Here is a 16,742-nt window from a genome sequence, read left to right as displayed (position 1 = left end):
GAGGATAGAATAATGGCTTATAGTGATAAAGTAATCGACCACGTAGAAAACCCACGTAACGTAGGTACTCTAGATAAGAACGATCCGTCAGTGGCAACGGGTATGGTAGGCGCACCAGCATGTGGTGACGTAATGAAACTGCAAATTAAAGTATCTGCCACTGGCGTTATTGAAGATGCAAAATTCAAAACCTACGGTTGTGGTAGCGCAATTGCTTCATCTTCACTTGTAACAGAGTGGGTTAAAGGCAAAACGCTAGACGAAGCAGCGACAATTAAAAACACTGATATCAGTGCAGAGCTTGAGTTGCCACCAGTGAAAATTCACTGTTCAATTTTAGCCGAAGACGCAATTCAAGCAGCAATTGCAGACTACAAAAGCAAACAAGCGAAGTAAGAAGAGAAACTCATGGCAGTGACATTGACAGATGCGGCAGCAAACCGCGTACAATCATTTTTAGCAAACCGCGGTAAAGGTTTAGGCCTGCGCGTTGGCATTAAAACGACGGGCTGTTCAGGTCTTGCTTATGTACTTGAGTTTGTTGACGATTTAAACGAAGACGATGAAACTTTTGCGGCTAAAGGTGTCACCTTAATTGTTGACGCTAAAAGCTTAGTTTACATCGATGGCACAGAGCTCGACTACACTAAAGAAGGCTTAAATGAAGGGTTTAAATTTAATAACCCGAATCAAGCAGATGAGTGTGGTTGTGGCGAAAGCTTTACCGTTTAAGCTTTAAATATCTTTGTAGTATAAATAAGCCCTGCCAGTTAATGTAGGGCTTTGTTATTTCTGAATATTATTGGTTGAAGTTATGCGTTACTTTGAATTATTTGCAGTCCCCGTTGATTACAGTATTGATTTAGCAACGGTTAACAAGCACTACTTGGAATTACAGCGTACTGTACATCCCGATCGCCACGCGAATGCGAGCAGCCGCGATAAGTTAATGGCTGTGCAAAGCACTGCCGAAATTAACGATGCGCTACAAACATTAAAGCACCCAGTAAAACGTGCTGAATATATGTTGAGCGAGCTAGGCGTTGATATTCGTGCAGAGCAGCAAACCTTGCAAGATCCAATGTTTTTAATGCAGCAAATGGAACTTCGCGAAGAACTTGAAGAGCTAACATCAGCTAGCGATCCTGATACCGCCATTGCAAATTTTGAAAAACAAATTAAGCAATTAAACGCGCAATACAGTGCACAACTTGCTGAGCAATTAGCAAGTAATGATGAGCAGCAATATCAACTTGCCGCAGATAATATTCGTAAACTGAAGTTTGTTTATAAGTTACGTGAAGAACTAGAGCGTATCGAAGACAGTTTATTTGACGATTAATTACTTGCTGCAAAGCGAGCAACACGAGTTTAAAGAGCATTATGGCATTATTGCAAATTGCTGAGCCGGGGCAAAGCGCGGCACCACACGAACATAAACTAGCAATTGGTATTGACCTTGGTACAACTAATTCATTAGTTGCAACAGTGCAAAGCGGCGAAGCCCGCACGTTAACTGATGATCTTGGCGCGGCTATGTTACCGTCGGTTGTTCGTTATCAAGCAGGCGGTATTACTGTTGGCGCAGAAGCTGCACAAGCAGCAACGCAAGACCCTGCTAACACACTTATTTCGGTTAAGCGTTTTTTAGGTAAAACTCAGGCTGAAATAGAGCAAAGTTATGGGCAACTACCGTATGAATTTTGTGAGCACAATGGTGCGCTAGCAATAGAAACTGCGGCAGGTAAAATTAGTCCAATTAAAGCATCAAGCCATATTTTAGCTGCATTAAAAGCACGAGCTGAGCAAAGTTTTGGCAACCAAGAAATTTTAGGGGCTGTAATTACAGTACCAGCGTACTTTGATGACGCGCAGCGCCAAAGTACTAAAGATGCCGCAGAGCTTGCTGGTATTAACGTACTACGTTTATTAAATGAGCCAACAGCAGCAGCGGTTGCTTATGGTTTAGATTCAGGTCAAGAAGGTATTATTGCTGTTTATGATTTAGGCGGTGGTACGTTCGATATATCAGTACTTAGATTACACCAAGGTGTGTTTGAAGTAATGGCAACCGGTGGCGACTCTAGCCTCGGCGGCGATGACTTTGATTCGCTCCTTGTTGATTACTTTAAGCAGCAAACAGGTGTGTCAGCATTATCACCTTCAGTTTTACGTTTATTCATCAATAAAGCAAAAGCGTGTAAAGAAGCATTAAGCCAATACGCTAAAGTAAACGTGGGCCTTGAGTTTGACGATCAGAAATACACCGTTGAAGTAACGCGCGAAACGTTTGATGAAATGGCTATGCCACTAATTAAAAAAACGCTGCGCTCGTGTCGTCGTGCTGTAAAAGATGCTGGCATTGAAAATGAAGAAGTGCTGCAAGTTATTATGGTAGGCGGTTCAACCCGTATGCCATTGGTACGTAGCCAAGTACAAAGCTTTTTTGATAAAGAGCCGCTAACTTCAATCGATCCTGATCGTGTTGTAGCCTTAGGTGCCGCGCTTCAAGCCGACGTGTTAATTGGCAATAAGCCCGATTCTGACATGTTATTGCTTGATGTATTACCGTTATCGCTAGGCCTTGAAACGATGGGTGGTTTGGTTGAAAAAATCATTCCGCGTAATACAACGATTCCGGTAGCACGCGCACAAGAATTTACAACGTTTAAAGACGGTCAAACAGCCATGTCATTACATGTGCTGCAAGGTGAGCGTGAGCTTGTTGATGATTGTCGATCGCTTGCTAAGTTTAGCTTAAAAGGTATTCCACCAATGGCGGCAGGCGCTGCGCATATTCGTGTAACCTTTAAAGTTGATGCTGATGGCTTATTAAGTGTTTCAGCTATGGAAAAATCAACAGGTGTACAAGCTGAGATTCAAGTTAAGCCTTCGTTTGGTTTATCTGATGACCAAGTAGCTAACATGCTAAAAGAATCAATGAGCAACGCTAAAGGCGACATGCAAGCGCGTATGCTTAAAGAGCAACAAGTAGAAGCGTTGCGCGTAATAGAAGCGCTTAACGCATCACTTGAAGCCGATGGTGCATTACTTGACGATACGCAACTAGCTAACTTACGCGCTGAAATTGCAGAACTGGTAAAAGTGCGCGAAAATGCACAAGAGCCTGGCGAAATTAAAGCAGCTATCGAAAAAGTCGATAATGCGAGTAGCGACTTTGCATCGCGTAGAATGGATGCATCAATTAAAAAGGCCCTTACAGGGCAGTCAGTAGACAACATTTAAGAGAGATTAGAATGCCACAAATTGTTTTTCTTCCACATCCTGAATTATGTCCTGACGGCGCTGCAATTGAAGCTCCTACAGGTCAAACGGTACTCGACGCTGCGCTTAAAAATGGTATTAGCATTGCGCATGCTTGTGAAAAGTCTTGTGCATGTACTACGTGTCACTTAGTGATTCGTGAAGGATTTGACTCACTTGAAGAAAGTGATGAGCTAGAAGACGACATGCTAGATAAAGCATGGGGCTTAGAGCCTGAGTCACGCCTTGGTTGCCAAGCAATTATAAGAGATGAAGACCTAGTGGTTGAAATACCTAAGTACAATCTCAATATCGTTAATGAAGAGCACTAGTTTTTAACGATGTATATATTAAAAGCCGCTGTTTGATATAGCGGCTTTTTTGTTTGTGAATTGTAGGCGTGACAAGCAAAGCTCGTAAGTTATTTTGCAGGCAAGCAAAGCTTGCTGGCGTTATGTGTTTTAACTCTAGGTTATAAATATAGAAGCTGCGCTTCTCACGTGAGCAAAGATCCTAAAATGTTAGCCTTGGCTCTATGCCACGCATTAAAAGCTAACACCTTAAAACGTAATTTTGGAGGTTTATTTTGAGTAATCTTATTTTTTCTGACTCATTTATTAACGGCGAATTTTATAAAACCGATACGCGCTTTAGCGTTAACGATCCCGCTACCGAAAAAAGTATTGTTGAAGTAAGTGATATTGACGAGCAGGGTGTAAATAGCGCAATAAACGCAGCTCAAGGGGCTTTTGTTAAGTTAAAAACGACAAATGCCACTGAGCGAAGCGAAACCTTGATGCGCTGGTATGAGCTAGTAATAAAACACAAGCAAACACTTGCAGAGCTAATGACCAAAGAGCAAGGCAAGCCACTCAAAGAATCTCTTGGTGAGATTGATTACGGTGCAGGTTTTATCAAATGGTTTGCAGAAGAAGCCAAACGTAGTTACGGAGATGTAATTCCGCCAACAGATGACTCGCATCGTTTAACTAGCTTTAAGCAGCCTGTCGGTGTTGTAGCTGGTATAACGCCGTGGAACTTTCCTATTGCTATGGTTACTCGTAAAGTAGCGCCAGCTTACGCTGCGGGCTGTAGCTTTATACTTAAACCTTCTGAACACACGCCACTTTGTGCTATTGCGCTTGCTCATCTAGCCGATCAAGCTGGTTTTGTTAAAGGTGCATTTAATGTACTGGTTTCTCGAGATGCCAAAACAGTAGGTAAAATGCTGACTGACTCAGAAGTCGTGCGTAAGTTTACATTTACCGGTTCTACCGATGTTGGTAAGCAGTTGCTATCGCAATGTGCAGACACAATTAAACGCACCTCGATGGAGCTTGGCGGTAATGCGCCTTTTATTATTTTTGATAATGCCGACTTAGATGAAGCTATTGAAGGGCTAATGGCGGCTAAATTTAGAAATAGTGGGCAGGCATGTGTTGCTGCAAACCGTATTTTTATACAACGTAATATTCTCGACAAAGTACTTTCAAAAATTACGCCTAAGGTTGCAGCATTAAAAGTGGCAAATGGTCTTGAAGACGATGTTGATATTGGTCCGCTTATTTACCCTAAAGCCAAAGAGAAAGTACAGCAGTTAGTACAAGACGCACTCGATAAAGGCGCGACGCTGATTGGCGATAATAGTGACTTAGGTGGCAGCTTTCAAAATCCATTAATAGTAAACAATGTCACCACAGAAATGGATATTTATCACGAAGAGGTATTTGGTCCGGTATTAACGGTTATTCCTTTTGATGAAGAAAGTGAAGTGCTTGCACTTGCTAACGATGTACCATTTGGTCTAGCAGCCTATTTTTACAGCCAAAATATTAAGCAAATTTACCGAGTTAGTGAAGGGCTTGAATTTGGTATGGTCGGCGTTAATGAAGGTGTTATATCAAACCCAGTAGCGCCATTTGGTGGTGTTAAGCAATCTGGTTTAGGCCGAGAAGGCGGTCATCAAGGGCTTGATGAGTACTTAGAAGAAAAGTACGTGTGTATTAAAATATAACGCCCGTTAAGTTTATGAGCGCGAATTTACTTCGCGCTTTTTTATGACGTTAATATGGCAGATATATGAACTTTATCTTTTACTGTTGCTACACAGAGCACTAAATGCTACCTTTGGAGCCATATTTTTTGTTAATAAAACAACATAAAAAAACAAATAAAAAGTAAAAGGATTTCTATAAGTAGAAATAACCCCGTGTGTAAATGCCACCGTATGGTGGCATTTTTTTGTTTCAATAGTTATAGACTGTAATAAGCGCATTTTGAATAAAGGCATGGCTTATAGGTGCTAACTTATAGGTGTGTAACCGGGTAAATTATCAAAATCTATCTCATCTAACTGCTCTGGATCTGCATACTCGTTGATATAATTTTTATAAACCTCTGACTCAATAAAAATAGCAAAAATATCACCATCAAGATGGTTTTTAGCAACCATTGACCCTAAAATAAATAAACACTCACTGACCGGTTTTGCTTTTTTGTAGGGTCTGTCTACTGCAGATAGCGCTTCAAAAATATCCGTAATAGCCATTAACCTTGCAGGCACCGACATTTGCTCTTTGGTTAAACCTTTTGGGTAACCAGTACCATCAAGTTTTTCATGATGACCTAAAGCATATTCAGTAACATTGCTTAAGTGTTTAGGAAACGGCAGGGCATCTAAAATATTTTTAGTTACATCCATATGACGCTTCATTACTTCACGTTCGGCTTCGGTTAGCGTGCCTCTTCGTATTGTTAAGTTTTCAACTTCATCAGCTGAGAGCAATGGTGTATTAATATCATTAATAACGAGTTGGTATTTGTTTGCAATGCGTTCAATGTGCTCAAGTTCTGCATCACCTAAAAACTCGCCCCCTACATTAACACGCTGTAATAATGCACGGTCTAATGCCAACTGTTTAAGCTCGGTATCAAGTAGGCGTTCAAATTGTTGAACTTCGATAGGTTTTTTCAGCTTCATCGCACAGATGATCTTTTGCTGATACGCTATTTTTAAATCTCGGCTAATTATTTCAAATTTAGCATCTACATATTTTATTCGATCAAAAATAGTTTCTAGTTTTGTCGACTTTTCCATGATGTGATCGGGGGTCGCTATTTTCCCACAGTCATGTAACCAGCCAGCTATATCAAGCTCATGTCGGTCAGCTTCAGTCATCGAAAATGAAGCCAAAGGACCTTTATTTATATCATTAACGGCATCAGCTAGCATTAACGTGAGTGCTGGCACTCGTTTACAATGGCCACCGGTATGAGGAGACTTTTCATCTATTGCCATCGCAATTGTTTCAGCAAAGGTCGAAAAGAGATCTTCCATTCCCTTAATTAGTGTTGAGTTAGTTAGCGAAATAGCGCCTAAAGAGGCAAAAGATCGAATTAGAGTGACGAGCTCTTCACTAAAAGGAATGTTTTTATTTTGCGCATCTTTTACATTTATAAGCTGGATTACGCCAATAATGTCATCTTCATGATCTTTTAAAGGAATTGTTAGCATGGACTCAGAGCGATAACCCGTGCGTGCATCCATTTTGCGTGCAGCGCTCATATCAAAAGGCAAGGCATCATACACGTCAGGAATGTTAATCACTTCCCCTGTATTAACAGAATGCGCAACAATAGCAGTGTCATTTGGTTTGCCATCAATAAAAAGATCTATATTAGGAAAATCAACAGGACCACCTAACGTGCCACCTAAATAAAGATTTAATGACTTGTTTATTACCGTTTCAAACTTGAGTTGTTTGTTTGGGGTAATAGAGTAAATGCTGCCAGCATCAGAATGTGCTATCGACATTACAACTTGCAGTATTTCATCAAGTAACTTAGACGAGTTTTTTTCGGTTGTTAGTCTAATGCTAATATCGATAAAGTGCTGAAGATTTGTTTTGTCTTTAATGTGCTGTCGCATATGTTTACTACTTTTGAGTATGTTTGAAGGCACCATTCCAATCCTTAGCTAGTGTTTGCAAATCAGTGCCCTTAATACGTTCAATAAAAATGGCATAAATGTTGGGGCTAAATACGGTTGTACTGCGTAGTTCTTTAAATAAGCTAAGTGCTTGTGGCCAGTTTTTATTATAAAAAAGCGTCATGGCCTGCTGCGACTTTTTAACTTCATTTAACTGCTCTTCATCGAGCTTATCTGTAAAGTTTATAGGTTCAAACAACTGTACAGCGGCTGTTTTACCAACAACTTGCACTTTATCTATTAAACGAAATGAAATATGAGGGCATTTTTTCATCGTCTCTTCTGTAACAAGAATAGCTACGCCATAAAATTTGGTCAAGCTTTCTACTCTAGCACCTAAATTAACAGTATCACCAAGAACTGTATAGGCTTTACGATAAACCGAACCCATATCACCTACATTCATGTCGCCAGTACTTAAACCGATACCTATTTTTATTGCAGGCTGGTTGTTTTCTGCAAATAACTGATTTATTTTCGTTATCCCGTTGATCATAGACATTGCGGCTTCAACACCATGGCGAGCGTGGTTTTCATCTTTCAGTGGGGCATTCCAAAATGCCATCACCATATCGCCTACGTACTTATCAATAGTTCCGTGATGATCAAATATGATTTTGGTAATAGCTGTAAGATATTCGTTTAAATATTCACTTAACTGATGAGGCGACATACTTTCTGATAGTGAAGTGAAACTACGAATGTCGGCAAACAACACCGTCATATTTTTTCGCTCACTTTTTTGAGATAAACTTTTACCTTGAAGTATCATTTGGTTTATTCGCTCAGGAGGAACATATTGGTCAAACATAGATTTTATTTTTCGGCTGTGTTTCATTTCAGCGATAGAGCCTACAATGATGTAATAACCGGCTAATATAATGATAAGTAAAAGAGGCATTAATAAAGGTAAACTAATTTTTTGTACTGACCATAAATAAACGTTTAAAAATATAACGACACTTGTGACTGTAAGAGACAAAACAATAATAAAACGTGCGCTCTTAGCGTGGCTAAAAAACGACAGTACGCAACCCGTCAATGCAATGATGAGTAAGCTTGCTCCCTGTGACCAATTAGGTTTAGATGGCAGTAGCTCTGGGTGCATTAACCCTTCAAATATATTGGCATGAACCTCCACACCCGGGTATTGCAAACCAACAGGTGTTGATCTTAAATCAGCAAGCCCTACGGCGGAAGTACCAATAAAGGCTACTGTGCCTTCTAATTCATCTAAACCAATTTTTTTGGTCAAAATATCGGTAGCCGAATAATAGGGGAAGCTATGCGCACGCCCTTTGTAAGGAATTAATATTTGCCCATACTCATCAGTTTGAATCCACTTATCTTGAAACTTTATACCTTCGAATAAGGTTATACCATCTAACCTATTGGAACGGGTTTCTATGTTTTCAGCAAGGGTATAAAGTCGAGCAACTTCAAGTGCTAAAGAAGGATAAAGCTTATCGCCAACTCGATTTATAAGAGCTGCTTTACGTATAAAGCCATCTTCGTCAATATGTGCATTAATAAAGCCGGTGCCCGTTGCAGCATTTTGTAACTGTGGAATATTTACAATAGCACCAGGAAACTGGTTTATTTGTGAATTAGTGTGCTCTTCGCTTGCCCATACAACACTGTTTTTAGCTGGCAAGTTTTGATTAGTCAGTTGTTCATCAATTAGTAAAAAACCAAGAACAGTATCATTTTTAGATAATGCGCTTGCTAGTTTTGTGTCTGCATCGACTTGTTTAGTAATTTCAGCAAAGGGGATGGTGTACTTTTTTGATAAGCCAGGAATTTCAGACATAATTTTTGTAACAGGGTTTTCTTCCTGTTCAGAAAAAAATATATCGAATGCAATAACAATAACACCTGCATCGGTAAGCTTTGTAACAAGGTCAGCTACTTTTGAGCGACTCCAAGGAAAGCGTCCTTGTTCTTGCATGCTCTTTTCATCGATATCAATTATTACAACGGTTTCATCTATGCGCCTAGGCGTCTCTGAAAGCGTCAGTAATAATCGAGAGTCGTATATTATACCTTCTACACGGTTAACTAACTTTGCAAGCGACCCAGTTGAAAATAACTCTATTGATGCAATTATTAACGTAATAACAGCGCCAATAAAAAAGTGCTTTGAGGTAATGGGTTTTAAGAAGCTAATGAGCAACGCTCCTTGATAGACTAAAAATCAAAAACTCGTCCTTCTCGGCCGCATTCTATTTTTACCTGTTGAGCGTACTGCGTGTGTAAATACTTTTCTATAGAGACTAACTGTTCATCGGTTCTTGATGGATCGTGGCTAATAATAATCACATTTTTAATACTCGCTTTTATAGCAAGCTCAGCAACCTGATCTATGGTGCTATGACCCCAACCATGCTTAAGAGGCAAGTCTGCATCTATAAATTGAGCATCGTGAATTAGTAAATCAGCGCCTTCAATAAAATTACTCCATTCGCAAATACTTGTGTTTAGCTTGTCTGGTGGGTTTAGCTCATTGTCGGTAACGTAAGCTATCTTTTTTTCATCTGCTTTAATGCAATAAGCAGTACCGCCACCAGGGTGATTCAGTGGAGCAGTAGAAACCAAAAAACCGTTAAGTGTAAATTGCTTTTGAGACGATAAATCAGTATTAAGCGTAATATTGGCAGGTAAATCCTGATAACACACAGGAAAGTACGAACCACTCATTTGCTTTAATATGGCATCTTGGCTTTTTTTATCATCAACGTTGCCAGCTACAATGGTTATATTGCGGTTGGGCTGGTAGATAGGTTTAAAAAAAGGAAACCCTTGAATATGATCCCAATGATTGTGCGTTAGCAAAATATTGATAGGACTTTGTGTTTCTAGTAAACGTGTACCGAGTTCTACAATACCGGTACCAGAGTCTAAAATAAGATCTTTACCGTTGTTTTGTTCAATGTACACACATGAGGTATTTCCCCCAAAAATGTGTGTATTACTTCCAGCTGAAGGCATCGAGCCTCTAACACCAAAAAATTCAACTTTCATAATTTAAGGCTAAGCTCCATCTGCTTCAAAAATTGAATTTAGAAATACTAACATTGTTAGAGTTAGTGTCATTACAAGTGCTACTTACAACAACTTGGGTATCATTTTGCAGGATAATTGAAGTAAATACATGTGTACTGACACATTGGCTTGCTTCATAAAATCCGACACCACTGGCTCCAAACGTATTATCTAAAGTACCGTCAGTTAAAATGCGCGCTAACATTCCTTTATTGTTGCCCATACCAACTAAAACAATATTGTTGTTGGTATCAAAAACGGCACTTTTTACTTCGGTATCTCCCGTTGAAGCTAATGTATATTGGTCTAAAGGGTAGCTGTCATCAATTACTCCAGATGCGAGTAATCGCGTAATACTGGCTTTATTAGGCGTATCTACAACGTTTGCAATTAAATATAATTTATTTGATTCGTCGACTAATACTTTTACCATTTTATTCTCGGAATCAATGGTTGTTTCACCTATGTATTTGTAGGTTTGCTCACCGTCAGAGTCGAGCTTTAATGCTATTAATTCTGAACTGGCACCTGATACAGATTTACCACCAATAAAAATACTATCATCACTGATAAAAACACTTTCATAATATTCAAAAGGTGTTCCTATAATTTTTCCATTGCTACCAAAGTCATCGTCAAGTGTACCGTCAGAATCTAGCATCATGATAAACGAACTAGGAGTATCGGCTATAACTACAGAGCCAACTGCTACAACGTTGCCATCATGTAGTGCTAAATCAGTTAAGTTAAGCTTTTCAGCACCTGAAATAGAAGTAGAGTAAATACCATCACTGGCGAATGAGGTATCTAAATCACCATTTTGATCAACTTTAGCTATAAAGCCCTCTTCACCGTCAGTTTTGCTTTTAGATCCCGCAATAAATAAGCTGCCGCTATTGTGTTCAACCAACGCTATATTAGGTACGCTCAAATCTATGGCAATTTCTTTATGACCACTTTCGCTAAAGCTAGTATCTATAGCACCCGTACTCGTAAAGCGTGTTAATACTAACTTAGTAATTGAGTTCGATTTAGCCGTTGATGCAAGAATATACTTACCGACCTGAGGGCCATTGCTAAGTTGTAAAACGTTCATTGATTCATCGTTAGTCGCATCTACTAAATTATTAAAGGTAGAGTAACCACTGGTTTCAAAGTTACTAAATAATGTGGCTTGACTATCTATTGCTGCAATAAACGGTTTTGTACTTGAATCATCATTAACACCAGCTACCCAAATAGTGTCATTAGGGTCGATAGCTAAAGTGTTGGCAAATTGCTTACCACTTATACCATCAATTATATTAATGCCGGAGGTGCCATAGGCACTATCTAAAGTACCTTGATTATTAATCCGTGCTGAAAATAATTTTTCTGAGGCTGATACGCCAGTCGTCCCCGACAAACTAATGCCATTGTTACTAGGCTCGTGTTTAATACCTGTAATTTTAGCGCCGCCATTGCCATTTCCACCATTACCATCAATATCATAAATTGCTATACCAGCATTACCAAAGGTGGTGATCAGCTCCCCATCTTTATTAATAGCTAATACTACCGCTTCTTTTTCACCGCTGGTTCTTGTTACATATCCACCTGCGAAGGCAGTAAATTCAGAATCAATAACTCCGCCTACAGCAAAAAGTTCGTCGTCTTTATTATTATCTGATATATCAATTATTAGTGCTGCGCCACCATTAAAGTTATTGTCATTATCGCCATCAGATTTTAAATAACGAATTAGAGAGTCTTTTGTTCCCTCTGCACTGGTAACAGTCCCTACAACTAAGTAGTCGGATTTATCAAAGTTCTTAATTGCAAAGCCTTCATCATCTCGATTAGCGCCGCTAACATCGACAATAGCTGGAGTAGAATTCTCAAAATCTAGATCTGATTTTTTGTAATGTATCCATAGGCTATCGTTTTGAATCCCATCAAAGTGTTTACCTACAGCCAGTATTTTATCGTCATCAATTTCAAGGTCATTAATAACGGTAGTACTATTAAGCGTTGTACACTGAATACCTGCGCCACTTTCACCGTCGTCATCATCATCGTCATCATCCGAACCAGTGCTTAACGTTCCAGCGAGATCCATTTTAAGTATACAAGCTTCATTATGGGTGCCATCAAAACTCGAATAGGCAATGAAAAGATCTGTACCGTCAGAAATAATAGCTGTGGCTTCCTCATCTTGATCTAAATCGAGTATTTTAGTGCCGGTGTTATTAAAGGCAGTATTTATATCACCATTATTTGAGTAAGAGACAATAAGAAGGTCTTTATCAGCATTGTTGGTAAAACCAACAAAATATAGGTTGCCATTAAGCTCAATACTGTCTTTAAACTCACCACCAGAAAAAATGTTCGAAAGATCAAGCTCTCCTGTAATTGGGCGGCCAAATGTCACATCTTCAGTTGGAATAAGAAGTTCAACTTCATCAGTAATATTAACGGTTATGTTAACGTTTGAACTTTCATTAGGTGTGCCATCATCAGTTATAGTCACATTTAAGATATATTGATTAGTTGTTTCAAAATCAAATGGGCTTTCACCTACGGTTGATAAAACACCAGAGCTACTATTAATTTCAAATGAAGCAGTGTCACCACCAGTTAAACTATAAGTTAAGGTCTGGTTCTCAATATCTGACGCGCTAACAGTCCCAATGATGTCGCCATCTGTAGCATTTTCACTAATACTAAAACTTTGAACCGATGCTACAGGTGCATCGTTAACCTCAGTTATGGTAATAGCGACTGTGGCTGTATTGGTTCCACCATTATTATCACTTACAGTATAAGTTACCGTGGCGAGTCCATTGGTATTCGCAGCTGGGGTATATTGAATTTGATTGCCAACTACTGAGGCTGAGCCAATATCAGCTGAGACTGCGCTTATGGTAAGGCTGTCGCCATCTTCATCTGAGTCATTGGCTAATACGTTTATCAGTATTGGCGCTGCATTTTCAGCCATAGTAGCGGTATCGTTATTGGCAACAGGTACATCATTCACGGCAGTTATCGTAATAGCGACCGTGGCAGTATTTGTTCCACCATTATTATCACTAACGGTATAACTAACTGTTGCTAAGCCGTTGTTGTCTGCTGCCGGTGTGTATTGAATTTGATTGCCAACTACTGAGACTGAGCCAATATCAGCTGATGCTGCGCTTATGACAAGGCTGTCGCCGTCTTCATCTGAGTCATTGGCTAATACGTTTATCAGTATTGGTGCTGCATCTTCAGCCATAGTAGCAGTATCGTTGTTGGCAACAGGTGTATCGTTCACTGCCGTTATAGTAATAGTGACCGTGGTATTATCTGTTCCACCATTATTATCACTAACAGTATAAGTTATCGTGGCGAGTCCATTAGTATTCGCAGCTGGGGTGTATTGAATTTGATTGCCAACGACCAAGGCTGAGCCAATATCAGCTGATGCTGCGCTTATGGCAAGGCTGTCGCCATCTTCATCTGAGTCATTGGCTAATGCGTTTATCAGTATTGGCGCTGCATCTTCATCCATCGTTGCTGTGTCAGTATTTGCTATTGGAGCATCGTTTACAGGTGTAATAGTGATAGTTAACGTTGTTGTACTGGCACCACCGCTGCTATCGCTTACAGTATAAGTAACTGTTGCTACGCCGTTGTCGTCGGCTGCCGGTGTATATTGAATTTGATTGCCAACCACTGATACAGAGCCAATATCAGCTGATGCTGCGCTTATGGCAAGGCTGTCGCCATCCACGTCTGAGTCATTTGCTAATACATTTATTAGTATTGGCGCTGCATCTTCATCTATTGTAGCTGAGTCTGCGTTTGCTATTGGAGCATCGTTTACGGGAATAATAGTAATTGTTAAGTTAGTAGTTGCAGTACCGCCGTTACCATCACTTATTGTGTAGTTAATAATTGCTGTTCCATTTGTATTAGGAGCAGGCGTATATTGGATTTTATTATCAACAACAGATGCAGAACCTCTATCTGCAGTAGCAGCTGTTATCACAAGAGTATCGCCGTCAATGTCGGAGTCATTAGCTAATACGTTAACTAATAACGCAGGAGCATCTTCGCTCATCGTTGCTGAGTCAGCATTTGCAGTAGGGGCATCATTAACGGGTGTAACAGTAATCGTCACACTTGCTGTTCTGTCGTTTATACCTTCATTACCAGTGCTATAACCATCAGTAATGGTGTAAGTTAATACTATTTCACCTGAAAAATTTGCTGGTGGAGTAAACTGTATTTTTCCGGCGACAATAGTCGCTTCTCCAGCAGTATTTTCTATATTAGAAATACTTATTGTATCGCCATCTGCATCAGTGTCGTTAGCTAGCACATCTAATAAAGATGCAGAGCTGTCTTCGTCTAACGTATATTGATCGTCATTGGCTTCTGGAAAAGTATTAACGCCGCTTTCACTTAAGGTTACTTGAGCTGTTGCAGTTAAGCCTTGCTCATTTGAAATTGAATAGGTAAAGCTATCTACACCAATAAAACCTAAGTCTGGCTGATAGGTAAACGAGCCATCAGCATTTAATGTAAGTTCGCCATTTTGAGTTGCATTAATTGCCGTGGTATTAACCGATAAATCACCAGCCTCAATATTAAAGTCGTTAATTAACAAGCCATTTTGTACTGTTACTTCAAATAGTTTATTTTTGCTAAATTGATAGGCATCATTTTGTGCAACAGGGTTATCGGGTTCGCTGTTTATTACTAAAGTTACTGTGGCTGTAGAGGTTGCACCTAATGAGTCTATAGCTTGATATTGAAATTGATCAACACCATTAAAGTTAGCATCCGGCACATAACTAAAGCTGCCATCAGTTGCTAATAATAGTTGGCCATGTGTGGGTGCCACCATAAACGTTTCATCAACTGAAAAACTGTCATTATTTGGGTCAGTATCGTTACTAAGCACACCATTGGCTGCTGTAACCACAAGTGTTTCATCTTCGCTTAAACTATAGCTATCATTTTTTGTAATAGGGGCTACGTTAGTGTTTGAGCTTACAATAGTTACATTTGCAATAGCCTGAGCACCTTGTGCATCAACAACTCTATACTGAAAGCTGTCTTGGCCTTGCATATTTTGCTCGCCTTGGTATTCAAAGCCACCATTATCAAAAAGGGTTAATTGTCCTCTGGTTGGTTCGCTAACCGGCGTTGTATCAACAGTTAAGTCATCTAAGTCTATATCGCTATCGTTTATAAGTAAGCCTGGCGATAGGACAACTAAGGTTCCATTATTTGTAATGCTGTAAGTATTATCAAGCGCAATAGGAGCGTCGTTAACAGCTAAAATGGTTATCTCTACAACTGCGGTATCTGTCATACCTAGCTCGTTAGCAACTTGATAGCTAAAGGCATCTTCACCATTAAAGTTTGCAATAGGGATATAAGTAAAGTCCCCATTTTCATTTATATTAAGAGTGCCATGCTGCGGTAGAATTAATGCATCTGCATTTACACGTAAATCGCCACTGTATTGATTCGTATCATTTGTTAGCACGTTACCTTGCAGAGTTTGATCTTCATTTATCTGAAACTGATCGGCATTTGCCTTTGGTGCAAATGCAAGCTCTCCACCCACTGGTGCTATGTTTATTATATTAGCAAAACCACTTTCACCACTGCCTTCAACACCGGTAATAAGTACTTGGTAACTTTTATCTGTAAGTGACTCGGTAATGCTTAATGCAGTATTTTGAATACTTAAAAATTGTTGCCCGTTCTCTAATTCATTAATATTAGTAGATGAGACTCCAGCTTGAGTTGCAATATAAACGTTGTAACGATTAAGTTCGGGGTTGGCTTGCCACGAAAGATTAATATTATCTTCGTCTCGTTGTGCTGTAACACCTTCAATTTGATATGGTTGCCAGTTAAAAGTGATTGCATCAGCAAGTACTTGATTATTTAAAGTGTCAGTTATCCATATTTCGAGACGTATTTCCCCGGGAGTTACGCCATAAAGCGCAGGGCTGAGGCCTATAATTGACTTTTCGTAGCCAACACCACAATCAGAAGAACAAAGTGATATGCTTTTATTAACACTAGGGAGTACTAAATCAACTTCAGCAATGCCATCAGTATCCGAAGCTTCAAGTAAAAAAGAAACATTACCTTGTACGGTGTCGTTTGTTTGTGAAAAAACAATATCAGCGCGAGTATTTGCTAAACTTGCTCCAACAACACCTCTACTTGAAGTGACAGCACCTAAAACTTTTGTACTCTTGGTTTGATTACTCGCTATAACACCAGCCAAATTTATATAGCTAGTCACCGATGGCGGTACTACTTCAGCCGTAGGTGATTGTATTGTCTCTTGAGTGGGGCTTTCTTCTGAGCCTCCACAGGCACTTAACAAAAACACCATAGAACCAAGCAAAAATAAATTTTTTGCTGTCATTTTAAATACTCCATAATAAAAGCTTTGTAT

General features: G+C 39.5%; 10 protein-coding genes. 6 read left to right on the top strand and 4 right to left on the bottom strand.

From position 1 onward, the window contains the following. The first annotated feature begins 12 nt into the window (after positions 1 to 12). From iscU to H5090_RS01185, 6 genes are all read left to right on the top strand, one after another. On the top strand, positions 13 to 396 hold the full coding sequence (gene iscU, locus H5090_RS01210) for a Fe-S cluster assembly scaffold IscU (protein WP_002958426.1): 384 nt from the start codon (positions 13 to 15) through the stop codon (positions 394 to 396). Positions 397 to 408: 12 nt separating this feature from the next. Continuing rightward, entirely contained in the window at positions 409 to 732 is a 324-nt protein-coding gene (iscA, locus tag H5090_RS01205; RefSeq protein ID WP_002958427.1) for an iron-sulfur cluster assembly protein IscA, read from the top strand. A gap of 82 nt (positions 733 to 814) precedes the next feature. Further along, positions 815 to 1,342, top strand: coding sequence for a co-chaperone HscB (gene hscB / locus H5090_RS01200; protein ID WP_182694802.1), 528 nt, complete (start codon positions 815 to 817; stop codon positions 1,340 to 1,342). A gap of 41 nt (positions 1,343 to 1,383) precedes the next feature. After that, positions 1,384 to 3,246 (top strand): Fe-S protein assembly chaperone HscA, encoded by a 1,863-nt coding sequence (gene hscA / locus H5090_RS01195; RefSeq protein ID WP_182694801.1) that lies wholly within the window; start codon positions 1,384 to 1,386, stop codon positions 3,244 to 3,246. 11 nt (positions 3,247 to 3,257) lie between these two features. Then, a complete protein-coding gene (gene fdx, locus H5090_RS01190; protein ID WP_002958430.1) occupies positions 3,258 to 3,596 on the top strand; it encodes an ISC system 2Fe-2S type ferredoxin in 339 nt (112 codons plus the stop codon). 254 nt (positions 3,597 to 3,850) lie between these two features. Beyond that, a complete protein-coding gene (locus H5090_RS01185) occupies positions 3,851 to 5,278 on the top strand; it encodes an NAD-dependent succinate-semialdehyde dehydrogenase (protein ID WP_182694800.1) in 1,428 nt (475 codons plus the stop codon). 288 nt (positions 5,279 to 5,566) lie between these two features. Here H5090_RS01185 and H5090_RS01180 read toward each other — a convergent pair whose 3' ends face one another. Genes H5090_RS01180 through H5090_RS01165 form a run of 4 tightly spaced genes read right to left on the bottom strand, consistent with a single transcriptional unit; the run spans position 5,567 to position 16,712 of the window. After that, positions 5,567 to 7,228 carry an HD family phosphohydrolase gene (locus H5090_RS01180; RefSeq protein WP_182694799.1) on the bottom strand — a complete coding sequence of 554 codons (1,662 nt, stop codon included), beginning with the start codon at positions 7,226 to 7,228 and terminating at the stop codon, positions 5,567 to 5,569. Then, on the bottom strand, positions 7,200 to 9,425 hold the full coding sequence (locus H5090_RS01175; RefSeq protein ID WP_182694798.1) for a CHASE2 domain-containing protein: 2,226 nt from the start codon (positions 9,423 to 9,425) through the stop codon (positions 7,200 to 7,202). Before H5090_RS01175 ends, H5090_RS01180 begins: the two co-directional genes overlap by 29 nt. 14 nt (positions 9,426 to 9,439) lie before the next feature. Continuing rightward, a complete protein-coding gene (locus tag H5090_RS01170; protein ID WP_182694797.1) occupies positions 9,440 to 10,273 on the bottom strand; it encodes an MBL fold metallo-hydrolase in 834 nt (277 codons plus the stop codon). A gap of 25 nt (positions 10,274 to 10,298) precedes the next feature. Then, entirely contained in the window at positions 10,299 to 16,712 is a 6,414-nt protein-coding gene (locus H5090_RS01165) for an Ig-like domain-containing protein (RefSeq protein ID WP_182694796.1), read from the bottom strand. Between the last annotated feature and the right edge of the window lie 30 nt (positions 16,713 to 16,742).

Origin of the sequence: Pseudoalteromonas sp. SR43-5 (genome assembly GCF_014163835.1) — a bacterium.
GTDB lineage: Bacteria > Pseudomonadota > Gammaproteobacteria > Enterobacterales > Alteromonadaceae > Pseudoalteromonas > Pseudoalteromonas distincta.
The sequence above is the reverse complement of the archived record's forward strand: the minus strand, read 5'-3'. Positions and strand labels throughout refer to the sequence as shown.

Bases quoted from the DNA above. Each gene is read 5' to 3' on its own strand.
- iscU (WP_002958426.1), top strand. From the start codon at position 13: ATGGCTTATAGTGATAAAGTAATCGACCACGTAGAAAACCCACGTAAC.
- iscA (WP_002958427.1), top strand. From the start codon at position 409: ATGGCAGTGACATTGACAGATGCGGCAGCAAACCGCGTACAATCATTT.
- hscB (WP_182694802.1), top strand. From the start codon at position 815: ATGCGTTACTTTGAATTATTTGCAGTCCCCGTTGATTACAGTATTGAT.
- hscA (WP_182694801.1), top strand. From the start codon at position 1,384: ATGGCATTATTGCAAATTGCTGAGCCGGGGCAAAGCGCGGCACCACAC.
- fdx (WP_002958430.1), top strand. From the start codon at position 3,258: ATGCCACAAATTGTTTTTCTTCCACATCCTGAATTATGTCCTGACGGC.
- H5090_RS01180 (WP_182694799.1), bottom strand. From the start codon at position 7,228: ATGGTGCCTTCAAACATACTCAAAAGTAGTAAACATATGCGACAGCAC.
- H5090_RS01170 (WP_182694797.1), bottom strand. From the start codon at position 10,273: ATGAAAGTTGAATTTTTTGGTGTTAGAGGCTCGATGCCTTCAGCTGGA.
- H5090_RS01165 (WP_182694796.1), bottom strand. From the start codon at position 16,712: ATGACAGCAAAAAATTTATTTTTGCTTGGTTCTATGGTGTTTTTGTTA.